The organism is Legionella nigrisilvae (assembly GCF_977063395.2).
The window spans coordinates 202,728-219,781 of record NZ_CDRUGZ020000044.1 but is presented as its reverse complement, the minus strand read 5'-3'; the positions used below and the strand labels follow the sequence as shown (position 1 = coordinate 219,781).

The window sequence follows — 17,054 nt, the reverse complement described above, 5'->3', positions numbered from 1 at the left end:
AATGCGGTTTACGGATATTTTTATTAAAAGACCTGTACTGGCTACAGTGATTAGTTTGATGCTTTTAGCAATGGGCTTACGCTCTATTAATTCATTGCCTATTATGCAGTATCCATTTACCCAAAATGCCATTGTCACTGTAACCACAGCCTATACTGGAGCTGACCCTGATGTGATTGCTGGGTTTATCACTACCCCATTAGAGAACTCTATTGCCCAAGCTAATGGTATTGATTATATGACCTCTGTTAGTTCTCCGAGCACCAGCACGATTACAGTAAATCTTTTATTGAATTATGACCCTCTAAAAGCGTTGTCCGATATCACTACCAAAGTGAATGCAGTACTGAATCAGCTCCCTAAAAATTCACAGCAACCAGTGATTACTGTGTCGGTGGGGCAAACCATTGATTCTATGTATATAGGGTTTTACAGTGATGAATTACCAATCAATAAAATTACCGATTATTTAATTCGTGTGGTGCAACCTAAACTCCAGGCAGTTAATGGCGTACAAAATGCAGCAATTCTGGGGGATCAAACTTTTGCTTTGCGTGCCTGGCTGGATCCGGTAAAGTTGGCCGGCTATGGCATTTCTGCTGCTGAAATCGGTACTGCTCTTGCAAATAATGATTTTATTTCCGCAGTAGGTCGAACTGATGGTCAAATGTTCGTTCAAAACCTAACTGCGAGTACTGATTTAAATGATGTCAATCAATTCAAGAAGATGGTAATTAAAGCTCAAAATGGAGCAATCATTCGTTTGGAAGATGTGGCCAAAGTGGACCTAGGAGCACAAAATTATAATTCGTCGGTCAGTTTTGATGGGAGGACAGCAGTATACATTGGTATCGTGGTGGCACCCTCAGCAAACCTTTTAACAGTAATTGATGATATTAAAAAAGTATTTCCGATAATTCAGGAGCAATTACCTCAAGGATTACAAGGAAAAATCGTATACGATGCAAGCTTATTCGTTAATTCCTCCATCCATGAAGTCATCTTGTCTTTATTAGAAGCATTTTTTATCGTCACTGCGGTTATTTTTATCTTTCTTGGTTCGATTCGGTCTGTTGTAATTCCAATGGTTACTATTCCCCTATCCCTAGTTGGTGCCTTTTGGATTATGCTCATTCTTGGGTATTCAATTAACCTGCTCACCTTATTAGCTTTAGTACTTGCAATAGGCTTAGTAGTTGATGATGCGATTATTGTGGTAGAAAACGTGCAACGTCATATCGAGGAAGGAAAGACAAGGTATAAGGCGGCTTTATTGGGAGCACGAGAATTAGCAAATCCAATTATTGCAATTACAGTAGTTTTAATTGCAGTTTATTTGCCGGTAGGATTTATGGGTGGGTTGACTGGCGCTTTATTCACAGAGTTTGCATTTTCACTGGCAGGCGCAGTTACTATTTCTGCTGTAATTGCATTAACTTTATCTCCAATGATGTGTTCTAAATTTCTTAAAATAGGAGAGGGGAATACTAAAGGGCGCTTGATGACCTACATTGATAATCTCTTCACAAAACTTGAGAAATCTTATGAGCGAGTTTTATCAGCCACATTAAATCATCTTCCAGTAGTTATTGTCTTTGCAGTGATCATCCTTTTCAGTAATTATTTTCTTTTTATTACTTCAGATTCTGAGTTGGCGCCACAAGAAGATTTGGGAATTATCATTGCCCAGGTTACGGCTTCAGCCAATTCATCGTTAGCTCAAACACAGCTTTATGCCAATGCGGTAAATGAAATTTTTAAAAAATATCCTGAAACGGATCACGTTTTTCAAGTCGATGGATTTCAAGGTCTAAATACCTCCATTATTGGGATGGTTTTGAAACCTTGGGATCAACGTCAACGAACATCGAACCAGATCCAACCATTAGTACAACAAGAGCTCGATAAAATTACCGGTGCTAAAGTGGCTGCATTTCAACTCCCTTCATTACCAGGGGGAGGAAGCGGACTTCCAATTCAATTTGTTATAAATACGACTGAAAGCTTCGATAAGTTAAACGAGGTTCTACAACAAATTTTGGAGAAAGCTTATGCTTCAGGTATTTTTGCTTACATTAATCCGGATCTTAAAATCGATCAACTTCAAACAAAGATTAAATTAGATCGCGATAAAATTTCTCAGTTTGGTTTAACCATGCAAGACATTGGGAATGTGTTCGGAGCGGCGCTCAGTGAGGGATATATAAACTATTTTAATTATACAGGCCGTTCCTATCAAGTGATTCCCCAAGTGATGAGGGACAATCGTTTAAATGCGGATCAAATATTAAATTATTATATTAAAACTGCCTCCGGAGACTCAATCCCGCTTTCTACTGTGGCTAGTTTGCAACGTCAAATTGTCCCTGAATCGTTAAATCATTTTCAACAACTCAATTCAGCAACAATTTCAGCCGTGGCTTTTCCCGGTGTATCAATGGGTAAGGCATTGGAAACTTTTGAAAATATTGCCAAAGAAGTTTTACCGCAGGGATATTACATAGATTATGCATCTCAATCACGACAATTTATTCAAGAAGGTGCTAATCTGATCATCACTTTTTTCTTCGCGCTTATTATTATCTTTTTATCATTAGCCGCTTTATTTGAAAGTTTCCGTGATCCATTTATTGTTCTGATTAGTGTGCCCATGTCGATATGTGGGGCGATGATTTTTGTGAGTTTAGGGATAGGGGAAGCGAGCCTTAATATTTATAGCGAAGTGGGTTTGGTTACCTTAATTGGCCTTATCAGTAAGCATGGAATTTTAATTGTACAATTTGCCAATGATTTACAAGCCAATGGACAAAGAAAATTAGATGCGATTAAAGCGGCTGCGGCAATACGTTTGCGTCCTATCCTAATGACCACCTCGGCCATGGTTTTAGGAGTCATCCCTTTAATTTTTGCAACAGGTGCCGGTGCTGCAAGTCGATATAACATTGGTTTAGTTATCGCAATGGGTATATCAATTGGTACTTTGTTTACTCTTTTTGTGGTTCCTTCAATGTATCTTTGGTTGGCAGAGGATCATTCAAAAAAAGTTTCAGTTGAACATTTAGATGAGGAAGAATCTTTAGGATGATAATTTTAGTAAAAAATTAATTTGCAAGTGAGATTAGGGAAGGTTAACTGGCATAGCGGGTGCTTCATATCGTTTTGCTTCAATTTCTTTAGTGGTTTGTGATGAAGAAAATAGCCCAAAACGCTTAGTCAATTCTGCCATTTCAGGAGGCCTTTTTACAGCATCATTGATCTGGTTAAGAAGTTTCTGTCGGGTTGGAGTATATAAATGTAATGCTTCCAAAAGTGAGATCAGACACATTTTTAAGTAGGTAAAACTAAAGGTATTGGCATGTTGATGGGACAGGATAACTCGTTCAAAATTAGGATCTTTAACTACTTGAGAACTTATTTGTCGTAAACGCTCAGGAATTTCTAAGTTGGTATTCGTAGCGATTTTATTTAAATCATTAATACGTTTTGATTTTTGATTTAAAGTCTCTTTACTTTCGAATAAAGAGCTTCCCTTTTTAATCGCAATCCGGGACTCTTTGAAATAAATTTTAAATTGAGCCAAAGCCACCAGTACTTCATCAAGCTGACAATAGTCCACACAGTACTTTTTCTCAAATTTATTGACTTCAGTTCGCAACAATTTTTTGATGCTTAGCTCAATATCTTCAGCAGTTTTTGACTGAGTAATGATTTCGGTTTTTAGTTTAAGTAAATAAGCCTTAAGTTCTTCCCTGTATTCCGTATCAGTATATTGTAAACCAATCTGATCGTTGCACATGGCTTCTAGGTTTTTATCAAACGTTTCTGTAGTATATTGTTCAATAAAAGTCAGCTTCTCATCTTTCTGGATTGGAACTAAACTCTGAAGATAACATAATTTCTCATTTAAGGTATCTAATCGCATTCGATGTGTTGCTTTTAGACCAAGATAATAATGATGGCTTGCAACAATTAACGCCTCGACTTCGGTAAAATGAGGGTCATAAGCTTTTAGTCCGAAATTACAAAGTTCATCAAGTTTATGATCTTCTGGATATTGGCTTGGCGCAATCTCAACTTTCTTATCCAACTTTAGTTTGGCCAGTTTTGGAAGTGCTTTTTTATAAGCAGCATGCAACTCGATTTTCGCTTTATCCAAATCTTCTTTAGAAAGGGATGGGGAATTCAGGTCAAAGGCTTCAATTGGGGTAGTAACTATACGATACCAATGATATAGATTTTCTATATCTTGATATTCTTTATCTATTTTTTTTAGAAATTTGGTTACATTGGTGATCTTTTTTCTGGTTATGTTAGTCCTTTGGTTCAGCGGTTCTTCATCACACACCAAAGCAATACGTGTTTTGGATTTTAAATCCATTGGATGTAACAGACCCTTAAAGAATTCATTAGTTATTTGTCTTAATGGGCCTGATAGTGTTCCTGGAGCGAATCCTAATCGGTCTTCCCAGAGATCTGCTTCAAGAAGCATTGGGGTGATTACTGTAGATTGTATCTTCTCTAGATTATCCATAATTCCATCGTGAGAAGTACTGGTAAATTCATTGAGTTTGGTAGTAAGTTCCTGGTACAGGTAAATCATACGAGGAGTTTGCAGGAACAGTTTAAAATATGAGTTGGAATTATTGATGAGACCTTCTATAAATGAAGTTGCTTTTCTGGCTCGCAGATGAAGTTCATTAAGTTCTTCGGTGGTTAAGAAATTGGTATTTTTTAAAGCGCGAATATGCTTTGGGCTAATATAAAAGGCATTTAAAACATACCAGAGGGGATTGTATTGTACGGTTGTTGATCCATAGGGTACCTGATCGGGACTTACCTGGTAGGCATCAGAGTGCTCTTGGAACGTTGCATAAAGATCTTGTGCTTTAGCAAGTAAATCACGAGCTATAAATCCTAAATGTGGATCAGCAGCCAACCGCTTTGATGACTTAATGATTTCGTTGAGATGGCCGTAAGCTTGTAATAAATAATAAACATATCGGCTTTTAGCACTTTGATTATTTAAATTTTCTAACTCAAGAACAATTCCTTCTAAATGGAATAAACTGTTAAATATGTCTTTTAAAGCACAAACTTGTCGGCTTTGAGCTAATCTCTGGTTTTTATCCTCCATCTCCGGGAAGGGCAGTGAAGATGGGGGAAAAACAGTTTGCATCGCTTGACTCAATATCCCTGTGGGTGAAATATCTATCACCTTCGGCTTTGATTTTTCGGAAGCATGAGGGGTTAATGCATCTCGCATTGCTGTATTAAATATTTGAGTTACCCCAAGCAAGGATAGTCTAAATTCATGAATGCACTTGGAATAATTAGTATGCTGAATGACGTAGTGTTCTCTGCCCGTTTTGGGGTAAGGTTTAAGTTCTGCTATATTGTTTTCAAGAGTGAATTTTTTCTGTGCTAAATTATAAAACCATTGGGTTTTTTGATTCCATTTATTAGTAATGCCTGCAAAGAATTCTTGAAATTGCATATCGAAATCCAAGAACATTCTAACGGATGGTGCTTTCTTCATCGCGACCTTTTTATTCGATAAGATTGCAATCAAATACTTATCAAACTTAAGAACGTCCTTTTTCATTTCAGGAGGTGCGGCACAAATAAAGAAGGGTTGGAAAATGTTATATAAATTACGGCATTGATCGATTACTTTGGGATCAAGACGATTTAGGAGTAACATATTTCCTTTAATCTGTGGCTTGGTACGGATTTCCTTTCTAAGCAAAGTGATAAATTGAATATAAGCATTTTGAACTACCAGGAATTTGGTGTGCTTATTTCGATACCATTGATAGACTTCAAGCGCCTGGTCCGCACTGAGTTGCTCAGGATTTTGCAGTAAATTATCGCCATCAACAGTTTTAAAATGCAGTTTTTCATCTTCAGCACGTTTGCTTCTCAGTGCTGTTGATTCTTTTTCTTCAAGAAATCTTCCTTTTGCAAAATCATAATATAATTGATTTTTATCTTGCCATTTAGCAAAAACATCTTGGACGTGCTTGTCTAATTGTAGAAATAAAGATGGAGGGGGAGCTTCTAAAATTTCTACGGGTTTATTTGCTAGTAAAGCAGTTAAGAAATTCTCAAAACTTTGAGCGGATTCTCGAAGATGTGGTGGAATGGCAAATTTGAAAAACGGTTGGAAGATTGCATATAACTCCCGACACTGCTCTTTATCGCTCTCATCCAGGCTTGTTAATAATAAGTTATTACCGTAAAGTTGTGGTTTTTCCTCGATCTGTTTTTTTATTATCTGAGCAAAACGAGAGTATGCTGTCAGGATTTTTTGAAACTCATTTTTGTTGAACCATTCGAAATTAATATGATCGAAGAAGGTTTGAATATTTTTATCGAGTCCTAGAAAAAGTTCCGTAGATGGAATATCTTTGACCGGCTGTTTTGCAAATAAAGCCGTTAAATAGCGGTCAAGATTTTTTGCCGATCGTTTAACTTCAGAAGTGATAATTGAACTTAAATAAGGTTGAAATACTTTCTTTTTTTCTGTGTCATTAAATTCAGGCAAAATGATTGAAGTTAAGTAAGGTTGAAATACTTTAAATAACTGTTGGCATTCTTCTTTTAAGTTATCATTTAATAAGCTTAAATCTAGAGTTTTTTCATAGCATTCAGGCTTTGCTTTTATTTGTTGTTTAATGATATGTGCAAAACGCAAATAAGCATCTTGGACTCGTTGAAACTCTGCTTTTGAGAGCCTGGATTTCTTATCCTTTTCTTGTTCGACCTGTAATGGTATTGATTCATCGAGAGAGTATACATTTGTTTTTTCTCTAAAAGGGAATAAAGCTAAATTCGCTTTCTTAAGTACTGAATCAACTAAGTCTTTATTTAAATTAATATGAAAGAGTTGGCTGTTTTCATCTTTAGTAATTAAATCGGTCAACGCGTCTTTTTTTGCCAAAACAAAACTTACATGGTCTGCTGGCAGTTGTCTTCTTACAAAACGTAAAGGCTTTCCTATATATGAGGACCACTCTTCTTTTTCAGGTCCTGTGAGTTTCGAGATGATGAGTTCATTTAAATCAATATCGAGTTGATTCATATAAGGCTTAAGAAGCTTATAGTGTTTTATAAGGACTTGCTTTATCTCAGGAGGGAGTTGGTATAAACGAAGGTTTTGATAAGCAGGATTATTTAGCAGTTCAAAAAAACTCTTACAGGCATCCTGGGCTTTTTGAATTTTGTATAAGGCTTTGTTGGCTTTATCAATCCTTTTATAGACCATTTCCAATCTTAATTCGATAAATCGGTAATCTTCTATCTCAAGTAACTCTTCTCCTTTGGTTTTAAAATCAATTGCTTTCTTAGGGAGATAAAGAAGTTGTTCATAAAGAGCTTTGACTTTTTCCATTAAAGGAACAGACAAAGTCCCTGGCTTAAGCATGGCATTGTCTTCAATTTTATCAACCAAACTAAATAAACCAGGTAATACGTTGTATTTAAGTTGGGCTAATTTATCACGCAGAACGTCTTGGGAAGATTCACTGAGTTCGCCTATTTGTTCTAACGAGCTCATAGATAAAGTAATTACATTGCGAATGATATGAATGTAATTTAAAAATTTAAGTGAAACAAAAATGCTGTTTCCCTTTAAATTTTCGATCTCATTTAATAGATTAAGTGCTGCATTTTGTAATTCGTCCAGTTTTTCTTTATTTAGTTTTTCTTCGGACTCTTTAATTTCAGAGGAAAATTGTTTTATGTAGTTGGTTAATGTATCGATATAGCTCGGCAACACTGCACTGAATTGAGCAAGGAAGTTATAATCTACATCCCCCCCGGCTGGACGCATTTGATCTACAGCAATTCCTGCCACGGTCCCTGCTTTGTACGCTAAAGGCAAGGGATCGAGTGCTTTTACGATTGATTGGTTCTCGTGAGCATATTTTTCTGCAAAAACTTGTATTTGACTGAATAAAGGCAGAATAAGAGAAAGTTCTTCCTGAAACATATCTCTTAGGTCAACATCTAAATGAGTGAGTAAGTAACTGGCTTCATAAGCCAGATCTACTGTTTTACCGTAGAGTAATTTCAGATCCGTAAAACTTCGTTTTACGTCTCTGACATCGATATTTTCCAAATCTAAAAAAGTCAGGCGTCCATAATGAAGAGCGTTGATTAGTTTCTTAATTTGGGAAATATTATCCGGATCAAGAGAATAATTAGTAAAGGGAGCCCACTTCGTATGGCCTCTTCTCGAAGTCGCTGACAGTACTCGCGCTCTTAAAGTATCCAGGGTAAAAGGAAGCGTATGATTTCTTTTTGATGTAATGTTAAGAATTTCAGGCATAAAGGGCTCTAGATCTTTAGGGGTAAAATTTGAGCCTAAATTAATTTTTAATTCTTCTTTTTTAATTACATCAACTATTAATTTACCAGTGGGGTCTATGACCGTATATTCAAGACCCGTTGCAACCATGCGGACATAAAAAAAACCTGCTTGCGGTTTTACCACCCTGCTCATGGGAGCGATGGTGTATTTAAAAGGGGATGGCGCATCCAGTTCTTCCAAAACAGCATCTTTGATGGTTTGGTTGTCTGGAGTGAGAACTGAATAAGCAATTTTTCCTTTGAGTTCTCTAATATATAACTTTCCGGGTTCTAATACGGTTTCATCGGACATGAAACAAAGTTCGTAGCGAGGAAAATAAGGAATTATTCGAGGACTAACATGCTTGCTGTAGAGAATTTCAAAAATTTTAGTGTCAATTTGTTCCAGTACCTTAGAAATCTGGTTTTGTTTGAATGACTCTAATAATTTTACATATTCTTCAAATATCATTACAGATAGCCTAATGAATTCATAAAGTATTGACTGTTAGTATATAAGTCGAAACTAATAATATCACAGTTTGGTAATATTTTCGTCTGTTCTAGGAGATAAATCAATGATTACTCGTGTCCTTACTATTAAAAAAAACAGATTAATTAGGGACGTACTTTTAATGACAATTCTAAAACAAATTCTGCAACAGACTCTTTAAGGTCAGGGAAATCTGTATAGGCTTTAATCTGAATGGGCTGAGTAATACGTGCTCCCGTTTGTTTCGCTTCTTCTATCATGGCTTTGACTTTTGCCCCTTCACGACAAATAAAATAGACATCCGATTCTGGACGATGTAAAAATTGTGCTTGAAATGATTTAAAAACAAGAGAAACTTTAAGCTGTTTTTGCGCCGCATGATAAAAACCATGTAAACCCCCAGCTAAGTCAGCCCCGACACACAATGCACCAAAGTACATTGAATTTAAATGGTTACGACTCCGTCGATTTAAAGGCAAGCAAATAATAATTTCATTATCGGTCAATTGGAGTAACCGGGGTTTTAAATAACCGATCATGCGAACTTTAAAATGGCTAAATTTCCAGAGAAACAGTTTAAAACGAGTTAATAGCTTCATGAATTGTCCTTTTTAATCATATCCATGCTCTGGATGAGTAAACGCCCACCTCCATCGGGTTGAGGATTGGCTTCAATCACTATTAACGAAAATGAAATTGTAACTTTTAATTCAGGAATTGAAACAACTTCATTCACGCGCCAAAAATGGACTCCCAGAGCCATACCTTGTTCTACGACGTAAGGTTCTGTAATAAAGATAGGATGGAGTGTAAGTTGGTTCTCGCGAATGACATCCAAATAATTGCCTAAGAAATTGGATAAAGCATCCCAGGCATTGGCAGTATAATTTTTACGTAACTCTGAATCATCACTTGCTTTATAGGTGTAATCTAGGGATAAAGTATTCAATAGGATTTGTTTGACCCATTGACTAATTTCCTCCTTATTTTGTGCATAAAGAGTCAAGGGCGATATGAAAAGTATGAGCCATAATAAGATCCTTGGCAAAAGAGCTTCCATATTTAAAATCCTTTTTTAAAATGAAGAACTTAAATTTTTTTATTGTAGTATAATCTGTAAATAAAAAATGTGTACTATAAAATTGCGGTTTTTGATGCTGTACACGCCTTTTTGACGTATAATTGTATAGTTTGTAACCGAAAAATTTAAAAACTAAACCATAACTTTTTTAAACCAAATTACCGAGTTTTATGCATACTATCACCATACGTGGTGCAAGAACCCACAACTTAAAAAACCTCGACTTGGATTTACCTCGTGATAAATTAATTGTAATTACGGGTTTATCAGGTTCCGGGAAATCCTCTTTAGCTTTTGATACCTTATATGCAGAAGGGCAACGTCGTTATGTTGAGTCTTTATCTGCTTATGCACGTCAATTTTTGTCTATGATGGAGAAGCCCGATGTCGATTCGATAGAGGGCTTATCACCGGCGATTTCCATTGAGCAAAAAGCCACTTCCCATAACCCTCGTTCTACAGTAGGAACTATTACCGAAATATATGATTATTTGCGGCTACTCTACGCTCGGGTGGGGGAGCCCCGTTGTCCGACGCATCATGTTAGTCTGCATGCACAAACCATTAGCCAAATGGTCGATCATGTTTTGGCTTTACCCACTGACAGTAAAGTAATGATTTTGGCTCCAGTAGTGCGTGAGCGAAAAGGTGAGCAGGTTCAGCTGTTACAACAATTGCAAGCTCAAGGTTATGTACGTGCTCGTATTGATGGAGAATTATATGAGTTGGACTCTCCTCCTAAGCTGGGTTTACGAACGAAACATACGATTGAAGTCGTAATAGATCGTTTTAAGGTGAGACCCGATATCGCTCAGCGCTTAAGTGAATCCTTTGAAAATGCGTTAAATTTAGCAGAAGGCCTCGTCATAGTGGCTTCAATGGATAATCAATTTGATGATCTTGTTTTTTCTTCTAAATTTGCATGTCCTGAATGTGGATACAGTCTCAGTGAGTTAGAACCTAGACTTTTTTCATTTAATAATCCAGTGGGTGCTTGCCCTGCATGTGATGGATTAGGGGTTGATCAGTTTTTTGATCCGGAACGGGTTGTGCACGATCAAACGGCCAGTTTGGCTGAAGGTGCTATACGCGGCTGGGATAAAAAAACGACTTATTATTTCTCAATGCTTGAGTCGCTGGCTGGGCATTATCGTTTTGATGTCCAAACTGCATTTTGTGATTTGTCCGAAGAGATTCGCCAGATTGTTTTGTATGGTAGTGGACGCGAGGTGATAGATTTTCATTATCATCGTCCTAATGGGGGATATACCGTAAAACGGCACTCTTTTGAAGGGATTATTCCTAATATGCAACGTCGTTATCGTGAATCTGAGTCAGGAATGATACGTGAGGAGCTTGCAAAGTATTTATCTTCTCGTCCATGCCAGAGTTGCCATGGTGCACGATTACGTGAAGAAGCACGGCATGTATTTATTGATGATAAAAATCTGTCCGAAATTACGGCGTATTCGATCGAAAAAGCTTATGCATTTTTTAAAGATCTGCGGATGACAGGATATAAAGGTGAAATTGCAGCCAAAATTAATAAAGAGATTGTGGAGCGATTAGGATTCCTGGTCAATGTCGGCTTGGATTACCTTTCATTAGCTCGCAGTGCTGAAACCTTATCCGGGGGAGAGGCGCAACGCATTCGTTTAGCCAGCCAGATTGGTTCTGGATTGGTTGGGGTGATGTATATTTTGGACGAACCTTCAATTGGATTGCACCAAAGAGATAATGACCGATTATTAAAGACCTTAATGCACCTACGAAATCTTGGAAACACGGTTATTGTGGTCGAGCATGATGAGGATGCAATCCGCAGTGCTGATTTTGTCTTGGATATAGGTCCAGGGGCTGGGGTACATGGTGGTGAAATTGTTGCAAGGGGTACACCACAAGAAATTATGGAAGCACCAGCGTCCTTAACAGGTCAATATTTATCTGGAAAGCAATCCATTGCAATTCCTACTAGACGCTTGCCCGTTAACTCCGAAAAAATGATTCATCTCAAAGGAGTGGTTTGCAACAACTTAGTTGATGTCGATGTTAGTATTCCCTTAGGGTTACTTACATGTATTACTGGAGTTTCAGGATCGGGAAAATCAAGTCTGATAAATGATACTTTATATCCGAGTGCGGCCAATCTGTTAAATAGAGCAAGTTTATTTACTCCAGGATCAGCCAAAGAAATTTTGGGTTTGAATTTATGCGATAAAGTAATTGATATTGACCAAAGTCCGATTGGGAGGACCCCGCGTTCTAATCCAGCTACGTATACAGGTATCTTTACTCATATTCGGGAGTTATTTGCAGCAACTCCGGAATCTCGAGCAAGAGGGTATCAGCCCGGACGGTTTAGTTTTAACGTTCGCGGTGGGCGTTGTGAAGCGTGTCAGGGAGATGGTTTGATTAAAGTTGAAATGCACTTTTTACCTGATATTTATGTATCATGCGATGTGTGCAAGGGAAAACGTTATAATCGAGAAACTCTTGATATTCAGTATAAAGGCAAAAACATTCATGAAGTCTTAGAAATGACTGTTGAGGATGCAAGTCAATTTTTTGCAGCCATTCCTGTATTGGCCAGAAAGTGTCAGACCTTGATGGATGTTGGTTTGTCCTATATTAAATTGGGACAAAGTGCCACCACACTTTCTGGTGGGGAAGCTCAGAGAATTAAATTATCTCGGGAATTGTCGAAACGGGATACTGGAAGTACCCTCTATATCCTTGATGAACCGACTACCGGATTACATTTTCACGATACCAAGCAGTTATTAGCTGTATTATTTCGTTTACGGGAGCAAGGGAATACGGTGGTGATTATTGAACATAATCTGGATGTGATTAAGACTGCAGATTGGATTATTGATCTTGGACCTGAGGGGGGAAGCAAAGGGGGCCGCATTGTGGCAACTGGAACACCTGAGCAAGTTGCAGCATGTGAACGTTCTTATACAGGACAATTTTTGAAGCCTATTTTGGATGCGCGATGATGGTACAGCTTGAGGTCATGAGTTCACAATGTTGGGTTTATTTAAATAATGATATAAATAAAAGCTAGCAGGTAAGAGGAAGGCCCAAGTAATTCCTACAAAAAAATAAAAGGGATAACTTTTTTCGATCACAACGATATTACAGGTTTCGCCAATTTTATAAGCAAAAGGCATCATAAAAAGAATGAGTAGGAACCAAATGAGATAGTAACGAGTAAATTTTTCATTAAGAATAATAAGATTTAATCCAAAACTTAACCAAATACAAATCATCCATGGGGCTGTAAAATAAGAGCTAAAGGGATTTGCTTTAAAGTAAATAAAATTTTGATGCAGCCAAATGGTATCCGTCAGTGAGCCAATTACTCCGATAAGAAGTGCAAAATAAAGAGCATTTAAATAAGGTAATCGATTAATTGATTGCCAGGCGATTTGCACCGCAATAATCAGAAGACCAATTATTGTTCCGAGCAATACATTATTTTGTGCTGCAAAATAGAAACAAGCTATCCAACACAGATAATATGCTAAGAAGTGGACACACCATCCAATTTGACTTTTATTCATTAACTGTACTCGTATGTTTTGGCTTTGCAAAAAATTACTCAGTCATTTCACTATTTTTTTTGGTGTTTTCGATCTATAACTAAATTGTAGAAAATTTTACATAGGATGAAAAATGAGTACATTTTTGATTGCCCTTATTATTATTGTAGTACTTTTATTCTTATGGGCTATTAGTGTTTATAACACCTTAATTCACTTAATCGAGGCGATTAATAACGACAAAAAGCAAATAGATATCCAGTTGGACCGCCGATTTAAAGTTTTTGAATCGCTCATTGAAGCGGTAAAGAAATATATGGATTACGAAAAAACTACATTAAAGGATGTAGTTGCTTTACGTAATCAGGCGCAAGCTGCTAAAGCTGTGGGAGATGAAGAGGGCCGTATTGCTGCGGAAAATCAAATTTCTCAAATTGCATCTGGGCTCAATGTGGTATTTGAAAATTACCCTGATCTGAAAGCAAGTCAAAATGTCATGCAATTGCAGGAAGAAATTGTTAATACTGAAAATAAATTAGCATATTCCAAGCAGGCTTATAATGATGGCATAGAGCGTTATAATGCTAAAAAGAAATCCTTCTTTGAATCTATGGTGGTATCTTTTTTTCCTTCCGCTCTAGATAAAGATTTTGTTTATTGGGGACTTCCTGAAGAGCAGATTCAAGCTAAAGAAGACTATACCGTAAAATTTTGAGTCTAGAATATGGAACTTGAAGACTATCATGGTGGCGTAGGAAATTGGCGCGAACAAATACGGTTGAATCAACGTAAAACCTATGGAGTTATTACTTTTTTTGTTGCAATTTTTTTTGGTGTGGGCTTCATTGCTGATTTATTTATTTTGCAATCTACCTATCCCCAAGTGACTTTGCAGCAATGCTTTAACGCGTTGATCCATCTGCGCGTGATTCCCTACGCCACTCTTATAATGGTTGGTATTGCCGTGGTGTCATTATTAATAACTTATGCATTTTATGATCGAATTATGTTATTAGGTACGGAATATCATGAAATTACCCCACAAACTGCTCGGGATTTACGAGAACAACAACTGTATAATGTAGTTGAAGAAATGAAAGTTGCTGCAGGTTTGCAGTACATGCCTAAAGTTTTTATTATCGAAGCGGATTATATGAATGCTTTCGCGAGCGGGTATAGTGAACGATCAGCAATGGTTGCCATTACTCGCGGTTTAATGGAAAAACTGGACAGGGCAGAATTACAAGCAGTAATGGCCCATGAACTAAGTCACATTCGTCACTATGATATTAAATTAACGCTAACCGTTGCAATTTTGAGTAATATTCTTTTGATCGTAATAGATATCCTATTTTATTCCGCAGTCTTTAAGCGTGATGGTAAACGGGAGGACAACCGTTTGTTAATGGTGATTATAATTCTTCGTTATGTGTTACCGTTACTTACTATTTTATTAACTCTATTCTTAAGTCGAACCCGTGAATATATGGCTGATGCGGGCTGTGTGGAGTTAATGCGGGATAACGAACCTTTAGCCCGGGCATTGCTCAAAATTAATGATGATCATCAACAACACGCTGAACAGTATTCAGCGGAATATGGGAATACACCCCATGAGCAGGTGAGGCAGGCTTCCTATCTTTTTGATCCATCCGATATTGATCCTGTGAAATCGTTAAGTAATGCTTTTGCAACCCACCCTTCAGTGGAACAACGTTTACAGGCTTTGGGTTTTAAGTCTAAATAAAAGGGACGGGCATCAACTAAAAATCGGATAACGCTTCGCTCATCTAGGCTGTTAGGTGGACATCCATAATTATTCGCGAAACCCGACCCCTCTTTTTAATAAAAACATGTTGAGAAAGGTGAGTAACACCAACATGAGGCAAATAATTCCCATTGCTAAAGAGATATCCACCTCGCTTTGGCCAATCATTGCTTGTCGCAATGCATTAACCATATACAAAATAGGATTTAGCAGAGATATCTTCTGCCAAAATTCTGGCAGCATATTGATACTATAAAATACACCACCTAAATAGGTGAGCGGCGTGAGTATAAATGTTGGAACAATCATAATATCATCAAAATTTCGCGCCACCATCGCATTGGTGAAACCGGCTAATGAAAATACAGCAGACACCAGCAATACAACAAGTAAGGTCATTGGTAAGTGACTTAATTCAATGGTTAAGAAAAAACTTGCAATGATGTAAACCAATATTGCGACAATTAAGCCTCTAAATACCCCACCCAAGACATAGCCGAGGAGCAAGAGGCTGTTACGCATCGGACTCACAAGCATTTCTTCGATACTTTTTTGAAAGCGAACGCTGTAAAGAGAGGAAGATACATTCCCGTAAGAGTTAACAATAACGGACATCATGATCAATCCAGGAGCAATAAACATCGGATAACTGACTCCTTGGATGGAGCCGATACGGGGGCCGATTAAGCTACCAAAAATGAGAAAGTAAAGCGTAGTTGTAATCACAGGGGGTAAAAATACTTGGCTTGCTATACGAAACATACGAACCAACTCGCGCCTCACCAAAGTATATAATGCAACAACTTGTTGTTTAATGGCCATTTTTTATAAGATCCAAAAAGAGTTCTTCCAAGCGATTGGTTTTATTTCGCATACTATGAATTTTTATTCCATTTTTGGTGAACAGAGCAAATGCATCGTTTAAATTCAAATTATTGTCCACCCGAAGTTCTATTGTAGTACTATCAACCAATGTGGGCTTAAAGGGAAATAAGTCGGGTAGAGTATCGATACGAATTTCTGTATTGAAAATAAACGTTTGATGGCGCAAGGTTTGAAGTAAAGCTTTCATCGAGGTATTTTTTATAATTTCCCCTTCATTTATGATGGCAATATTTTTACATAATTGCTCTGCTTCTTCTAGATAGTGGGTGGTGAGGATAATCGTTGTGCCTTCTGCATTAGTTCGGGTGAGAAACTCCCACATACTATGTCTAATTTCTATGTCTACTCCTGCGGTAGGCTCATCTAGAATGAGTACTTTGGGCTGATGTACTAAAGCCCTGGCAATCATGAGTCGACGTTTCATTCCTCCAGATAAGTGTCGTGTTATGGAGTTTCTTTTTTCCCAAAGACCTAATTGTTGCAAAAGAGTTTCAACTCGAGGTTGCGCATTCTTTCGTGAAATCCCGTAGTATCCTGCTTGATTTAGAAGAATTTGTTCGCAATTTTCAAAAATATTTAGATTGATTTCTTGGGGGACAAGACCCAAACAGGATTTGGCTTTCGCAGGCTCTTTTTCCAAATCATAACCATGGATACTGATACTACCTGAGGTTTTATTGAGTAAAGATGTAATTAGACCAATGGTTGTCGACTTTCCAGCACCGTTGGCACCTAGTAAAGCAAAAAAATCACCCTTATTTATGGTTAAATCAATGCCTTTTAATGCTTGTACCCCATTAGCATAGGTTTTGAATAATTGTTTAATGTCTAAGGCATGCATAGAAGATCAAATGAGAATGAAAATATCATTATACACAATAATCTTGTTTCACGAACAAGGTTAGATTCTAATTATCTATCTAATCACTTTCT

General features: G+C 37.3%; 10 protein-coding genes. 4 read left to right on the top strand and 6 right to left on the bottom strand.

Features of this window, described 5'->3' with window-relative positions:
* Position 1: 1 nt before the first annotated feature.
* On the top strand, positions 2–3,085 hold the full coding sequence (locus ACWTE2_RS33320; RefSeq protein WP_454786124.1) for an efflux RND transporter permease subunit: 3,084 nt from the start codon (positions 2–4) through the stop codon (positions 3,083–3,085).
* A gap of 33 nt (positions 3,086–3,118) precedes the next feature.
* On the opposite strand, the gene ACWTE2_RS33315 is transcribed toward ACWTE2_RS33320, so the two are convergent.
* The 3 genes from ACWTE2_RS33315 to ACWTE2_RS33305 form a co-directional block, all read right to left on the bottom strand.
* Positions 3,119–8,821, bottom strand: a complete 5,703-nt coding sequence (locus ACWTE2_RS33315; protein WP_454786123.1) for an SdhA — start codon at positions 8,819–8,821, stop codon at positions 3,119–3,121.
* Positions 8,822–8,967: 146 nt separating this feature from the next.
* The gene (locus ACWTE2_RS33310; protein WP_182391611.1) at positions 8,968–9,441 is read right to left on the bottom strand and encodes a hotdog family protein; all 474 of its coding nucleotides are present in this window, start codon (positions 9,439–9,441) and stop codon (positions 8,968–8,970) included.
* Positions 9,438–9,902, bottom strand: a complete 465-nt coding sequence (locus ACWTE2_RS33305; protein WP_454786122.1) for a hypothetical protein — start codon at positions 9,900–9,902, stop codon at positions 9,438–9,440. Before ACWTE2_RS33305 ends, ACWTE2_RS33310 begins: the two co-directional genes overlap by 4 nt.
* Before the next feature lie 191 nt (positions 9,903–10,093).
* On the opposite strand from ACWTE2_RS33305, the gene uvrA reads away from it, so the two are divergent.
* Positions 10,094–12,922, top strand: a complete 2,829-nt coding sequence (gene uvrA / locus ACWTE2_RS33300) for an excinuclease ABC subunit UvrA (protein ID WP_454786121.1) — start codon at positions 10,094–10,096, stop codon at positions 12,920–12,922.
* Between the two features lie 15 nt (positions 12,923–12,937).
* Here the strand turns inward: uvrA and ACWTE2_RS33295 are convergent, their stop codons facing one another.
* The gene (locus tag ACWTE2_RS33295; protein WP_454786120.1) at positions 12,938–13,489 is read right to left on the bottom strand and encodes a DUF2878 family protein; all 552 of its coding nucleotides are present in this window, start codon (positions 13,487–13,489) and stop codon (positions 12,938–12,940) included.
* A gap of 112 nt (positions 13,490–13,601) precedes the next feature.
* On the opposite strand from ACWTE2_RS33295, the gene ACWTE2_RS33290 reads away from it, so the two are divergent.
* Together ACWTE2_RS33290 and htpX are read left to right on the top strand one after the other, a co-directional pair.
* Entirely contained in the window at positions 13,602–14,183 is a 582-nt protein-coding gene (locus ACWTE2_RS33290) for a LemA family protein (RefSeq protein ID WP_182391607.1), read from the top strand.
* Between the two features lie 9 nt (positions 14,184–14,192).
* Positions 14,193–15,215, top strand: coding sequence for a zinc metalloprotease HtpX (htpX, locus tag ACWTE2_RS33285; RefSeq protein ID WP_454786119.1), 1,023 nt, complete (start codon positions 14,193–14,195; stop codon positions 15,213–15,215).
* 69 nt (positions 15,216–15,284) lie between these two features.
* On the opposite strand, the gene ACWTE2_RS33280 is transcribed toward htpX, so the two are convergent.
* The gene (locus tag ACWTE2_RS33280) at positions 15,285–16,058 is read right to left on the bottom strand and encodes an ABC transporter permease (protein WP_454786118.1); all 774 of its coding nucleotides are present in this window, start codon (positions 16,056–16,058) and stop codon (positions 15,285–15,287) included.
* Entirely contained in the window at positions 16,048–16,962 is a 915-nt protein-coding gene (locus ACWTE2_RS33275) for an ABC transporter ATP-binding protein (RefSeq protein ID WP_454786117.1), read from the bottom strand. Before ACWTE2_RS33275 ends, ACWTE2_RS33280 begins: the two co-directional genes overlap by 11 nt.
* Positions 16,963–17,054 lie beyond the last annotated feature (92 nt).